9 protein-coding genes are annotated in these 12,605 nt (G+C 70.5%); 4 read left to right on the top strand and 5 right to left on the bottom strand.

Going from position 1 to position 12,605, the window contains the following annotated elements; genetic code table 11:
- Positions 1–2,049: 2,049 nt before the first annotated feature.
- From ACH34T_RS27705 to ACH34T_RS27695, 3 genes are all read right to left on the bottom strand, one after another.
- Positions 2,050–4,110, bottom strand: coding sequence for an AAA family ATPase (locus ACH34T_RS27705; protein WP_396023846.1), 2,061 nt, complete (start codon positions 4,108–4,110; stop codon positions 2,050–2,052).
- A 444-nt stretch (positions 4,111–4,554) separates the two neighbouring features.
- On the bottom strand, positions 4,555–4,998 hold the full coding sequence (locus tag ACH34T_RS27700) for a hypothetical protein (RefSeq protein ID WP_396023845.1): 444 nt from the start codon (positions 4,996–4,998) through the stop codon (positions 4,555–4,557).
- Between the two features lie 17 nt (positions 4,999–5,015).
- The gene (locus tag ACH34T_RS27695) at positions 5,016–8,018 is read right to left on the bottom strand and encodes a CHAT domain-containing protein (RefSeq protein ID WP_396023844.1); all 3,003 of its coding nucleotides are present in this window, start codon (positions 8,016–8,018) and stop codon (positions 5,016–5,018) included.
- 125 nt (positions 8,019–8,143) lie between these two features.
- Here ACH34T_RS27695 and ACH34T_RS27690 point away from each other — a divergent pair, with 125 nt between their 5' ends.
- Positions 8,144–8,884, top strand: a complete 741-nt coding sequence (locus ACH34T_RS27690; protein WP_396023843.1) for a VOC family protein — start codon at positions 8,144–8,146, stop codon at positions 8,882–8,884.
- Positions 8,885–8,894: 10 nt separating this feature from the next.
- Here the strand turns inward: ACH34T_RS27690 and ACH34T_RS27685 are convergent, their stop codons facing one another.
- Complete coding sequence (locus tag ACH34T_RS27685) at positions 8,895–9,533, bottom strand: TetR/AcrR family transcriptional regulator (RefSeq protein ID WP_396023842.1); 639 nt, start codon at positions 9,531–9,533, stop codon at positions 8,895–8,897.
- A 60-nt stretch (positions 9,534–9,593) separates the two neighbouring features.
- Here ACH34T_RS27685 and ACH34T_RS27680 point away from each other — a divergent pair, with 60 nt between their 5' ends.
- Positions 9,594–9,944 carry a VOC family protein gene (locus ACH34T_RS27680; RefSeq protein ID WP_396023841.1) on the top strand — a complete coding sequence of 117 codons (351 nt, stop codon included), beginning with the start codon at positions 9,594–9,596 and terminating at the stop codon, positions 9,942–9,944.
- Positions 9,945–9,965: 21 nt separating this feature from the next.
- Here the strand turns inward: ACH34T_RS27680 and ACH34T_RS27675 are convergent, their stop codons facing one another.
- On the bottom strand, positions 9,966–10,532 hold the full coding sequence (locus tag ACH34T_RS27675; RefSeq protein WP_396023840.1) for a DUF1062 domain-containing protein: 567 nt from the start codon (positions 10,530–10,532) through the stop codon (positions 9,966–9,968).
- A gap of 355 nt (positions 10,533–10,887) precedes the next feature.
- On the opposite strand from ACH34T_RS27675, the gene ACH34T_RS27670 reads away from it, so the two are divergent.
- Together ACH34T_RS27670 and ACH34T_RS27665 are read left to right on the top strand one after the other, a co-directional pair.
- Positions 10,888–11,439 (top strand): RNA polymerase sigma factor, encoded by a 552-nt coding sequence (locus ACH34T_RS27670; protein ID WP_396023839.1) that lies wholly within the window; start codon positions 10,888–10,890, stop codon positions 11,437–11,439.
- Positions 11,432–12,583, top strand: a complete 1,152-nt coding sequence (locus ACH34T_RS27665) for a hypothetical protein (protein ID WP_396023838.1) — start codon at positions 11,432–11,434, stop codon at positions 12,581–12,583. Before ACH34T_RS27670 ends, ACH34T_RS27665 begins: the two co-directional genes overlap by 8 nt.
- Positions 12,584–12,605 lie beyond the last annotated feature (22 nt).

The following is a 12,605-nucleotide window of genomic DNA, read 5'->3' as shown; positions in this document are numbered from 1 at the left end:
CCGCCTCGTCCAGCCAGGCCGGATCACCGATGTTGAGGTACTGGTCGAGGAGTGCCCCGCCCAGGTTCATGAGCACCGCGGTCCGGGTCAGGTGCCGGGGAGGGAGCACGGCGACCGCCTGCCGGAGCGTGTCCAGCCCGGCCTCCAGAAGGGTTTTGTCGCCGATGGCGGTGGCGCGATTCCACTTGCTCAGGCCGAGCGCGGAGAGCAGCAGCGCCCGCTCCTCGGGAACGTGCCCGGCCGTGTCGAGTTCCGTGGTCAGCAGGTGCTCGACCTCGTCGGTGAGCGTGGTGTCCCGGGTGTGGCCCGCGAGGTCGATGAGGACGCTGCACAGGCCGACGAGCTGGGGCGCCACCGGGTGCCGCGCCGCCCGGCCGAGCGCGACCGCCTCCCGGAGGTGCCCCTCGGCCTCCCGCAGGCGGCCCGTGGACTCGCTCAGCCTGCCGGGCTCCACCGTGAGACCGGTGAGGAGGCGCAGCGAGGACGCCAGCTGGGTGAGGCAGACGGCGCGGTTGCGCAAGTCGTCCGAGGACGCCGCGACGGCTTCTCGCTGCACCTTGATCGCCTCTTCGAGCACGGCGACGTCCGAGTTGAACTCGGCCAGGCCGCGAAGGCTGTCGCCCAGGTTGCCCAGCCGGACGGCCCGGAAGCCGTCGGTGGGCGGCGTGCTCGCGACGGCCGCGCGGTGCGCCCGCACCGAATCGGCCAGCAGCTCGCTGTCGCCGATGTTCCAGCCGTGGGTGGCCAGCGCGACGCCCAGGGTGGTCTGGAGCATGGCGTACCGGCTCGTGCCGGGTTCGGCCTCCGACAGCGCCTCCTCCTGCAGGCTCCGTCCCGCGGCGAACAGCTCGCTGTCGAGCGTGTCCTTCGCCCGCTCCAGATAGAGCGAGGCCATCTGGGCGAGGAATTGCGGCCGGGCGGGGGACCCGGCGGGGAGCAGGTCCACGGCCTGCCGCATCAGGGCGGCGCCCTGCCGCAGGCTCGCGTCGTCGCCCGCCAGGACGGCGCCCAGCCGGAAACGCGCCCGTACGGTGAAGCTCGTCCCCGGCGACGGAAGGTCCTGGCATTCGTGCAGCAGCCGCAGGGCCTCCTCGGTGTGCCCGGGACGGCGGCTCAGCGCCCAGCCCAGGTCGAGCATGAGCCGGGAGTGCTCCGGTGTGTCCCGAGCGGTCTTCGCGAGGGCGCCGCGCAGCAGGTGGACGGCCTCGTCCGCCGCCTCGTCCTGGTTCCGTTCGAGGAGCAGGGAGGCGAGGCCGGTGACGCGTCCGGTCAGCTTGTGATCTCCGGGCGGGGTGAGCTCCAGCGCCTCCCTGGCGTCGGCGACGGCGGCGTCCAGATCGGCCGGGTCTCCCCTGCTCTCGAACCGTGCCGCCCTTACGCTGCCGAGGACGAAAAGCGTCTGGTGCCGGAGCCAGTGGCCGGTCGGGGTCTCGTCCAGGGCCCGCAGCGCCACGGCCTCGGCCTCGTCGAGCGCCGCCGCGTCGGACTCCGGGAGGGCCCGGCCGTAGATCGCGTGGGCGAGGTTGGCCAGGGCCGTGATGCGATCGGCGCCGGCCGGGGCCACGTTCGCCGCCTGGCGGAACGTCTCGATGGCCGGGTCGAAGTCGGCGGAGGTCCCGGTGCCGGCCGCTTCGGCGGTGACGGCGGCGCCGAGCAGGGCCGTCCCCAGCGAGACGAGCCTGCCCGCGTACGCGCGGGTCTCCGGCGGCATCACCGCGATGGCCTGCCGCAGTAGTTCCGTCCCCTCCGCGAGCGCGGAGTCGTCCTCGAACCGCTGGGCGAGCACGACGAGCGCCTCGCCGAGATTGGCGGTGACGAGCGGACGGACCGGGTCGTCGGGCGGGGCCTCCTCCAGCACCCGCCTGAGCACGGCCACGCCGCGCAGCGCGGTCTCGCGGTCGCCGTTGCGCTCCGCCTGCCTGCTCAGGACGAACCCCAGGTTGGCCAGCCGTCGCGACCGCTCCGGCGGCTCAGCGGAGGCCTCCGCGAGCGCCGCGACCGCCGCGTCCGCGCAGTGGACCGCGAAGTCCAGCACCGCGGGGTCCGGGGTCAGCGCGGACTCGTAGGCGACGACCGCGCTGAGCGTCGACAGGGCGGCGCCGTACCACGGCTCCGAAGGGGGCAACGCGTTGGCCGCGATGGTGAGCAGCTTCTGCGCGTCGGGGAGCGCGGTGACGTACTGGTGCCGGTGGTAGATCTCAAGCAGGCCGCTGCCGAGGTCGTACGCCACCGCCGGGTCGAGCCCGGTCCCTTCGGGGAGGTCGAGGAGGGCGGCCAGCACGGGGCGCAGCGGCTCGGGGACGCCTTCCGGGTCGAGCCGGTAGATGGGCGCGAAGAAGAGCAGCGCTCCGCCGCCTGCCTCCGGACGGGTCCCCTCGGTGGCCACGTACTGGGCCCAGTACAGGTTCGCCAACGCGAAGAGCACCGGCATCTGGCCCTGCCCCTGAGGCGTGACGTGCGCGTGAAGGGCCGCTGCGCAGGCTTCGGCCTCGTCGGACAGGAACCATCCGGCGTCGTCGGTCTCCGCAGCGGCGGCGAAGCGGTCCATGACCGTGGCGATCTCGCTGGGAAGTTCGTCCACCTGTGTTCGGCTCCTTCTCCCGTGGCCGGGTCGTTCTCGCCGTGGCCGTCGTCGATGAACAGGACGCCGCCGCGCGCCTTGTTGAACCAGTTGCGGGTGGCCTGCGCGGTGTGCCCCAGGTACTCGCCGACCAGGTCGCCGCGCGACACCTCGACCAGGTGCCCGCGTTCGAGCGCGCCGAGGGAGGCGAGGATGCGGCCGTAGAGCCGCGCCATCGTCGTCTTCCCGGTGCCGGGCGGACCGGCGAACACCAGGTGGTGGGCCCTCGGGGGCGCGGCCAGCCCTTCCATGCGGCGCAGCCTCGCCAGCCGCAGCAGGTTGATCTGGATCTCGACCAGTTCCTTGGCCTCGTCAAGGCCGACGAGGGAGCGCAGCTCGGCGAGCGGGTCCGGCTCCTCCTCCCGCTCCTGCCGCCTGACCCCCGGCGCGGACGCGAGCCGCGACCTGGGCGGGGACGACGCCGTCCGCTCGGCGACCGCCGTCCGCTCGGCGACCGGGTACCCGAAGCGCCGCAGGGCGGCGTCGACCTGTTCCGGATACGCGGTGAGGCCGTGCTGGTACCCGTGCCATTCCGACAACATCGGGACCAGGGTCACCGTCCCGTCCTTGGCCGGGACGAGGCAGCCCGACGCCCGGAATCCCGGGGGCGCGGTGGCGTCCGCGCCGAACCTCGCGTACAGGCGCTCCGCCGAGACGCCCGCCGCGTCCAGCGAGATCCGGCGCACGGTGCGACCGGTGGTCCCGACGGTGACGTCGATGCCCTCCTGGTCGACCTTCACCGTGAGGTTCCTGGTGCCCAGGACGACCCCGGTGGAGACGACCGCGAAGGCCATGATGGCGACGCAGGCCCCCGCACCCGCACCGTCCCACGCGTCGGCGCCTGCCCACGCGCCGACCGCGACCGCCGCGACCGCGGACACCGGAAGCCTGGCCCGCAGCAGCGCCCGCGCCGTCCAGGTCAGCAGCTCGCCGCGGATCTGGACGGCCCGCACGTTCCCGGCCGCCAGCGTGGTCGCCCCGTGCCAGCGCTCCCCGGCGTACCTCTGGAGCAGTTCGTCGAGGCTCTGCCGCGTGACGTCCAGCAGCCGCAGATCGATGACGAGCCCCGGCCAGGCGGCCTGCCATGCCCCTTCCTTCACGCGCTCCTTCGCCGTCCGCACCAGGAGCCGGCCTTGGAAAAGGCGGTGCCAGACCAGCGTGCGCCGCCTGGCCGCCGGGAGCAGGAAGACTCCGTCGACCTCGTCCCAGGGGATCCACATGGTGCCGTACGCGCTGCGGACCACCAGCGAGTCGTGCGCGAGGACGAGAGACTTCGGGCCCAGCAGCCTGCCCACCAGTCTGATCAGGACGATCGCCCACACAAGGACGCCCCATATCCGCACCTGCAAGGGCGCCTGAAGGCACAGCGCGATCGCGGACACGACCAGGAGAATCTGCAACGTCGTCGTCAGGATCGCGGCACGGCTTCCGCCGATCCGGGTTCGCGCCGGCCACCCCGTCGTCGGCTCGGGATCCGTGACTTCTGTCATTCGACCCCCGTCCGCCGTCATCCCACCCTCGTCCGCGATCCCTGGGATTCTTCCACTCTGAAAGGATCGCAGCCCCTCTTTCTCCGGCACAAGGGCTTCGTTTATCCGGACACCTTTGATCGGCCCGCTCGCAGCAGGGGATTCCGCCTAGCCGAAACAGAGAAAGGACCCGCTCCAAGATCGGGCACCGCCGCGGGAAGCGCGGGCATTGGAGACCCCTCCCGAAAGCCCGGCCCTACCCTCGGACCCTTGCAAGGCGGACAACTCCCCCCGGTTCGGGAGGACACAGATAATCAGCTAAGTCATCATCCCAATGCTAGTGATCATTGGCCTCGACCTGACGGGCCAAGCCAGCGCGAATGTCTTTCCGAGTCAAAGGTTCGGCACAGGCCCGGAGCGTGGCCACGCAGGTGTGGCTTGGGTGGCTGGGCTCCCACCAGTGTTTCAGTGGATGTGCCAGGTGCTGGACGTTTCGTCCCAGGTGGCGATCAGGGGTGGGGGCTCTCTCGGGTGCTGTTCGTTAATGAGATCGAGGAGCTCGGATAGCGAGGAGTGGTGTAGGGCGCTGTGGGTCAGTTCGATTCGGTGGCCGGTTTGTGGATCGATGATGACGATCAGGGCCTCGTTTTGGCTCTCCTCGTCGTCGCGATCGAACAGGGTGCGGAGACCTTTCCACAGGCGCATGCCTGCGGCGGTGATCATTACCGCGCTCAGGTTCTCCAGGGAGATCTGCAGGAGCATCTGCGTGGTGGCCTCCGCGAGCGTGCCCATGCGGACGTGGGGTGGGCCGATCTCCGCGTCGATCTCGGCATCGTCGAGCAGGGAGAGGAGTTCGTCCACGTCCTTGTCCGGCAGATCGCGGTAGAGCGTGATCACGGCTGGGGTCATGGGGCGTTTCCTTGTCGTCAGATGCCGGTGTAGGTGAATGCGGCCCAGTGGTCGGGGTCGTGGTAGATCCGCTGGGCGTGCTTGCGTTCGGCGCTTGACGCGCTGTAGCGCCAAGGCCAGCCGCCGTGCCCGTTCGCCCGTAGGTAAATGTCGAAATCGCGGACGGTGGACCACCGGAGCCATGACTGCGCTTGGCGCAACGCGTCCGGTGGCGGCAGCCTCCCGCCGAGCCACAGTTCGTAGAAGCGGGCCGTGAGCAGGAAAGTGGCCATCTCGTCGACCGCCCACATGCTGGCGATGATGCCCGGGACGCCTGCCTCAAGTAGCGCGCCGGGGAGGCTGACGACTTCGTCGGGCAGATCCCGCCGAGGTATCGCGGTTTCGCAGGCCGACAGAATTGCCAACCGTCCGGGAAAGCGGCGGCCCAGAAAGTCTCGGATGGTCAGCGGACCGTCCGCCAATTGCAGGTGACTTGCGAACGGGTCATCTCGATCGGCTCGTCCGTGGCAGTTGAAGTGATAGACGTCGTGGTGAGGAAGGGCGGCCAGCACCATGTCGCGGGTTGCCGCTCCAGGACCGAGCACGGTGGGCGGCTCGGGTGCTCGGGCGTTCACCGCCGCTTTGACCTGTGGTACGCGTCGCAGCCTTGCGTTTCCGTCCTGTCCTTCGTCAAGGGTCAGTAGCACTCGGTTCCGCCTGGGCGTGTTGCGTATCAGGCCGGCGTGGCGGGCAAGGACGCGGCCATTCGGGGTGTACTGCCAGGTGACCTTCTCGGCCGCCGCCTGATCGGCGTACGCGAGCGCGGCGTGCGTCGGCAACAGCGCCAGCGGACCGACCGGGACCACCGCGACCCGGCCGGAAAGCCCGAGCCCGGCCGTAACCGGGCCCATGACGTTCTCATGGAGCCAGCCGAGGGTTTCCCGCAGGACGGCCGTCCAACCATTTTCGGGAAAGGCGGTGCTTCCTTGGGGCAGGGCCATGACGGCGTTCTGATATCGCGCGGCGATCTCGTCGAGGGCCTTGCGGGTAAGACCGGGTAGCTCGATGGTCGCAGGCTGGGGTCCTTGTGCCGTGATGAGGAGCGCGTGTCCGGTGCGCTCCGCCGCCGCCAGGTAGAGCAGCGGCATCTGGCGCGCGGCCTCCTGTAATTCCTCATAGCGTGGCTCGTCGATCAGTGCCCGGAACTCGGGGACGGAGCCCAGGTGAGTGGCAAGGGCATCCCACTCGTCCCGCAGGACGCGCAGGTGGCTGCGTTGATGCAGCCGCGCGTGCAGATGTGCGACGGGCGCCATTCCTGAGAGCGAGGATCCGGCGTCGTCCAACTCGGCCTGGGCGAGCTCGACGACCAGGCGGGAATAGCGTTCGGCGAGGGCCGGGTCCTGCACGCGAAGCCTGCGCACGAGCATTTCCCGCCCCACCATGTCGGTCAGGACGAGCGCCCGTCCCGCCTCCAGGGCCAGGGCCGCCTCCCGGCGGCGGCCGCGGGCCAGTTCCCAGTGCATCGCCTCGGCGGCGACACCGCCGGCCTGCGGCAGCGGGAGCTCCTTCTGGCTACGGGCCATGCCCATGGCCGACAGTCGCCGGACGGCCGTGAGGGCAGCTGTGAAGCCGGACGCGGCCGCCCCCGCGTCGTCCTGCTCCGCCGCCCACCTTCCCGACAGGACGGCCGCCGTCATCGACAACGCGGAATGTCCGGGCGCCACCCGCATGGCCATGTTCAGGGCCTCAAGGCTGCGTCGTGCGGCCTGCGTGCCACCGCCGCACCGCTCCTGGCGAAGCCGGTGCAGCAGGGCGATGAGCACCCAACCGGCCGTCCGCTCGTCGACGTCCTTGGACGCGGTGACCCCACGGAGGAGTGCGTCGACCTCGTCCAGGACGGCCAGGTCAGGAGGGTCCGTCAGCGAGGCGCGCTGCTGGAGCAGCCTCGCCAGCATGATCCGCGCGGTGGGACGAGCCTCCTTGTTGAGCCGACCGATCTTGCCGATCGTCATGCGCGCGAACGCGATGTGCTCGGCCAGGCCGGCGGTCTCGCCTGTACGTTCCACGTACTCGCCGAGCTCGCCGAGGATGCGTAGCCGCAGCTCGGTGCGGTCGCCCGGGAGAGACAGCGGCAACGCCTCCCAGAGCAGGCGCAGGGCCTCCTCGCGCCGTCGCTTCTCGTCGACCGGCACCACCCGGCCGTCGGCCACGTCGCGGTCGATCCGCCAGAAGAGGAAAACCGCTCTGTTCACCAGCCACGACCACCGCACGCTCGCGTTTCCGGGACTTCTGTCGGCCTCCTGCCGCAGCAGTTCCAATGCCTGCTCGTACAGGGCGGCCTCATCCCCGTGTTCGTTCAGCGCAGACGCGACAAAAACGAGTCGCTTGGTGACCTCGAATCGTCGTCCTCGCTCGTTCACGAGAGGGGAGCGGTGCAATTCCAGCAGGATCTGGTACGCGTCCAAGAGCCGTCGGTGCGGATCGCCGGCCCGGGCCGCGATGGTCAGCGCACTCGCATGGTTGACCATGACGTTGTACCGCTGGATCGGGCGTAGAGTCCGCGCTTCCAGGGTCAGACAGAGCTCCACCATGTGCAATGCGTCTTCGACGCTCCGTGGCTGGATCAGGGCGTCCTGGGGCATGGAGCGCGTATACGAGGGTCCGAAACGGGCCAGTGCGACCAGAGCACCCGCGACATAGACGCCTAAGCCGACGACCTCCAACGCGTCGAATGGGTAAGTCCCCCAGGACAGCACCACGCCGAAGAAAACCGCCAGGACCACGACGGAAGAACGAAGCCGGAACCGCTCGCCACGGCGGGGCACGACCCTGAACCAGCTCAAAAGCATGTATTCGCCGGTGAGCAGGGCATAGCCAATGGTTCCCACGGTGACCAGCACGATCGCCGGGCGAGTGGAAACACCCAGCAGTCCCGCTGCCAGCCAGGTCAACGTGATGAAGATGAGCACCCCGGCAAGCCAGATGGCCAGCATGAGCGAGAACCCGCGAATCCAGCGCGGTGGCGTTGGCGTCCCGTCCATCACAAGCAGTATGGGACAAGGCCGTTGCATATCCGCATCAATTAGCCAAACCTGCGACTGTGGCCAAGGCCGCCGCATATCTGGATCTTGGAAAGCCCGTTCACCCGGGCCTATGATCGGCCGGTATGGCGCTGCGACCTGTTCAGGTGAACTTCAAGGCTCGGGACGACTCGGCGCTGGGCCGGTTCTGGGCGGAGGCGCTCGGCTGGGACGTTTCCAGCGAGGGACCCGGCGTGACCAACCTCGAACCCGTGGGTTTCGACTGGCCGGACCCAGCCACCTTCTACATCGACGTCGTCAGGGTCCCGGACCCCGAAACGGTGAAGTACGGCGTGCACCTCGACCTCGCCACCACCTCCGCGGCCCATCAGGCGGAGCTGGTCGCGCGCCTGAAGGAACTCGGTGCGACGCCCGCCGACGTGGGCCAGGGCGACGACGTCCCGTGGACGGTCCTGGCCGACCCGGAGGGCAACGTGTTCTGCGTGCTGGAGCCCCGGGAGGTCCACCGGGACACCGGGCCGATCGCCGTGGTGGTGGTCGGCTGCGCGAATCCGCGGGCCATGGCCCGGTTCTGGGACGAGGCGCTGGACTGGACCCTGCATGAGGTAACCGACGATCACGCGCTGCTGCGTTCGGCGCAGGGCGCCGGGCCGTATCTGGAGTTCTTCCGCATGCCTGACGCGAGGACGTGGTGGAACCGCATCCATGTCGACCTGCTGCCGGACCCCATCGACGACAAGGAGGCGGAGGTGGCCCGGCTGCGGGTTCTCGGCGCCACCGACGTCGACCTCGGTCAGGGCGACGTGCCGTGGACGGTCCTGGCCGACCCGGAGGGCAACGAGTTCTGCGTCCTCGGCCGGGGCTGACGCAGCGGGATCACGCGCCGTCGGGGAAGTGGATTCTGAGGGCCGCTATGGCGGCGCGGGCGTGATCGGGCTCCGCGCCTTCGGCGATCGCCGCCAGTGCCGCGCGCCAGGCCGCCGCGAGGACCCGGCCGAGAATCGACGCCGCCGGGCTGACGCTCGCCGGGCTGGCACTCGCCGGGCTGACGCTCGCCGGGCTGACGCTCGGCGGGCTGACGCTCGGCGGGCTGACGCTCTGGCTGAGCATCTCCGCGAGCCGGTCGTGGTCCGTGCCCGCGGGCGGGTCTCCCAGGATGTGCAGGAAACCCTCGCGTACGGCGAAGTCCAGGCCCACGAGCAGCGCGGACGTCACGGCCGCCGAGCGGTCCGGCGCCGAGCCGGAGGCGGCTGCCGAGCGGTCCGACGCCGAGCCGGATGCGGCTAACGCGCCTTCCATCCGGTCCAGCAGGCGGCGTTCGACGTCGTCCCGCACGAAGGCGTAGAGCCCGAGTTTGCTGCCGAAGTGGTGGTAGAGGGCCCCGGTCGTGACGTTCGCCGCCGAAGCCAGCTCGGTGACCGTGACCTCGGCGAAGGGACGCGTCCCGAACGCCTCGACCGCGGCGAGCGCGAGCCGGCCCCGCGGGGACGTCGAAACCGGGATCCATTCGCGCATAGTGACATAATGCCGTTATGCTCTCCCTAAGTCCAGTTACGGAACGGAAGGATGCACACCGTGAAACTTGAGTTTCTGTTCGTCCCCACCTCCGACCTGAAGGCCTCCCTCGCCCTCTACCGCGACGGCCTCGGCTTCACCGAGACGTGGCGCGAGGGCGACGAGACCGTGGCGCTGGCCGTGCCGGGCACCGAGGTCCAGCTCATGCTCGACGCCCACGACCCCGACGCCCCGGTCGGGCCGCTGTTCATCGTCGACAGCGTCCAGGACTTCCATGCGGCCCGCCCGGAGACGCTCACCGTGGTCGAGGCGCCCTCGCAGATCCCCGGCGGCTTCCTGGCCACCTACAGCGACCCGGGCGGCGCGACCATCTACGTCATGGACCAATCAACAGATCAGAACGTCTCGTAACAGCGGCGGATGGCCGACCGGTCATCGGAGGGGATCGCTCGTTCCTCGCCAGTCCTCGGGCATGACGGTGAAGGTGAAGTCGGTGCTCGTCGGGCGGCGCAGCGGGACGTCGCACTTGATGCGGCGTAGCGCCTCGTTTCTGCTGAGGCCGAGCCCTTGGGCGATGAGCCGGTCCGGGCGCAGCGGGATGGGATCGTCGAAGACGACCTCCACCTGGACCGGCCAGGCCTCGGCGGGGCACGGCGACGGGGTGTCCAGGCGCCAGGCGCCCGTCCAGTCCAGGGAGAGGCGGTTGCGGCGGGCGAACAGTGGATCCAGGAGTGTGGACGCCACCAGCCCCGGGTCGTTGGCGCGGTAGCCGTCCAGCACGGCCGGGGCGAAGGATCTGACCGGTGTTCGCTCGTGGACGGTGCGTTTGGTCGTCCGATCGCAGGACACGCAGCGGACCAGCAGCCACACGTCCAGCAGCTTGCCGTTGGCGTTGACGCGGAACCTGCCCTCGCCGGCGGTGGCAGACTCCGACCGGCAGTCCACGCAGCGCAACGAGAGCAGGGGCAGCCCGGTCCGGCGGACGACCCAGGGCAGCACGGTATGAGGTTGTGAAGACATGAGCTCTCAAGACCTGACACGAGGCCGATTGCGCGCGACCTCGAACGCTGAATGACCGGGCGCACGCGGGCAGCCCGGCAGAGCCGACCGGAAGGGTCGGCTGCAAGGTGAGCGGAAGAAGGTGTCAGGTCTGAAGGGCAGGCGGGGTCACGCGGTTCGTCCTCTGTCCTCACTGCGATGGGCCGCAGGCAACCTACGCGAACGCGGTCGGAAGGCTCAAAGGGTTTTCGGCGGTGACGGTCTGCGAGTTTCCTTGGTCCGCGTGATATCCGGCCGGTTCTGACCACTTCCCTGTGTGACGGAATTGGGCAAGCGTGGGCCGAGCCGACAGGGAGTGGCCATCGAGGACGCGGAGCGACAACCGCTCGGGTGGTTCGACGATCTCTTCGGCCGGTACTTCCACCGCGTGTACGCGTACGCGGTGACGCGCGTCGGGAGCGCGCACGCCGAGGAGGTGGCCAGTGAGACGTTCGCCATCGCGTGGCGGCGCCGCGACGTGCTGCCGGACGACCCGCTGGCCTGGCTGATCGGCGTCGCGCGCAACGTGGCCCGCGAGCAGTACCGGGACGCGCTGCGCCAGGACCTGATCGCCGCGGAGCTGACGTCCTGGGCCGCGGCCCCCCAGGTCACCGGGGACGTCGCGGAACTGGTCGCCGACCGGGACGCCGTCCTGCGCGGGCTGGCGGCGTTGCCGGAGCGCGATCGCGAGGCCCTGATGCTGCTCGGCTGGCACGGGCTGTCCACGCGGGAGGCCGCGGAGGTCCTGGGGTGCTCAAGGCCCGCGCTCGCCATGCGCGTGCACCGGGCCCGCCGTCACCTCGCCCGCCACATCGATGGCGCGGCGCACGACTCCGACCATGAGCGTGGAGGGAAGACCGATGAGTAGGAAGACCGATCTCCTCGCGGTGATGTCCGCCGTCCGGCCAGAGCAGCTCGACCCGCCGGACGACCCCGGACGGCTGGAGCGGTTCCGCGCCGCCGCACTGTCGGGGACGGAATCGCCGCCCCCGGGGCGACGCCGCCGGCTCGGCGTGAGGCATGGCGTCAGGCATGGGGGCGGGCGGCGGCGGGGGGTTCGGTATGCCGTGGCGGGGGCCATGGCGGGCGTCCTCGTCATCAGCTTGATCATTGTGACTCGGCCCGGCGATCGGCAGCCGTCGGCGCGGCAGACCCTGCTCGCCGCCGCCACGACGCTCGGACGCGGCGTCTCCGCCACCGGCAGGTACTGGACCGCCGATCTCAGCAGCTACATCACCGTCGCCTACGTCGGTGACACGCCGACGGGACCCCCGCCCCCTACGGCGAAACCCCTGTATCGATATTCGTCGACCTGTGACGCCAGGCTGTGGGCCGCGTCGTCCAGCCGCGACGGCAGCTGGCTCGTCATCGACTCGGTCACCGACCGGCGGCTGAGCCGCGCCGACGAGCGGGCCTGGCGGGAAGACGGATCACCGGGACCCCGCGGCTGCCAGATCCACAACACGAGCATCGGCCTGCGGTCGGCTCCGCCCGCCGCGCTCCGGCTGGTGCGTACCGGGCACGCGAACAGCCCGGACGAGCCCACCTATCCGAACATCGCGGGAATTCCGGTCACCCTTGACCAGATCGCCGCACTGCCCACCCATCCCGCGGCGCTCAAAGCGGCCCTGGACGATCTGTGGCTCGACTTCACCGCGCCGAGGGGAGGCGGAGCGCGCCGGGACGTGCCGCCGGACGTCACCGTGCGGGAGATCGCCGACCTCCTCGTGAGCGTCCCCACCCCGCCCGCCTCGCAGGCCGCTCTGTACCGGGTTCTGGCCGACCTGCCGATCAAGCGGAGCCGCGGAACCGTGACCGACCGGCTCGGCCGCCGCGGGGTGGCGTTCTGGAGCGGTGTCGGCGCCATGGCGGACAAACTGATCGTCGACCCGCGGACGGGGCACCCGCTCGCCCTGGAGCGCTACGTCGCGGGCGAACTCGACGCCTACACCCTCGTCCGGCGCCAGGGCGGGACCGACGTCCCGCCCGTCCTCCCCGCCAAGCGCCTCTGAAGCGACCGCCGCAACGGGCCAT

The organism is Actinomadura sp. 9N215, from assembly GCF_044326345.1.
GTDB lineage: Bacteria > Actinomycetota > Actinomycetes > Streptosporangiales > Streptosporangiaceae > Spirillospora.
This window is presented reverse-complemented; position numbering and strand designations above follow the sequence as displayed.

Excerpts from the sequence above, each read along its gene's own strand:
- ACH34T_RS27705 (WP_396023846.1), bottom strand. The coding sequence starts at position 4,110 with ATGACAGAAGTCACGGATCCCGAGCCGACGACGGGGTGGCCGGCGCGA.
- ACH34T_RS27700 (WP_396023845.1), bottom strand. The coding sequence starts at position 4,998 with ATGACCCCAGCCGTGATCACGCTCTACCGCGATCTGCCGGACAAGGAC.
- ACH34T_RS27695 (WP_396023844.1), bottom strand. The coding sequence starts at position 8,018 with ATGGACGGGACGCCAACGCCACCGCGCTGGATTCGCGGGTTCTCGCTC.
- ACH34T_RS27690 (WP_396023843.1), top strand. The coding sequence starts at position 8,144 with ATGGCGCTGCGACCTGTTCAGGTGAACTTCAAGGCTCGGGACGACTCG.
- ACH34T_RS27685 (WP_396023842.1), bottom strand. The coding sequence starts at position 9,533 with ATGCGCGAATGGATCCCGGTTTCGACGTCCCCGCGGGGCCGGCTCGCG.
- ACH34T_RS27665 (WP_396023838.1), top strand. The coding sequence starts at position 11,432 with ATGAGTAGGAAGACCGATCTCCTCGCGGTGATGTCCGCCGTCCGGCCA.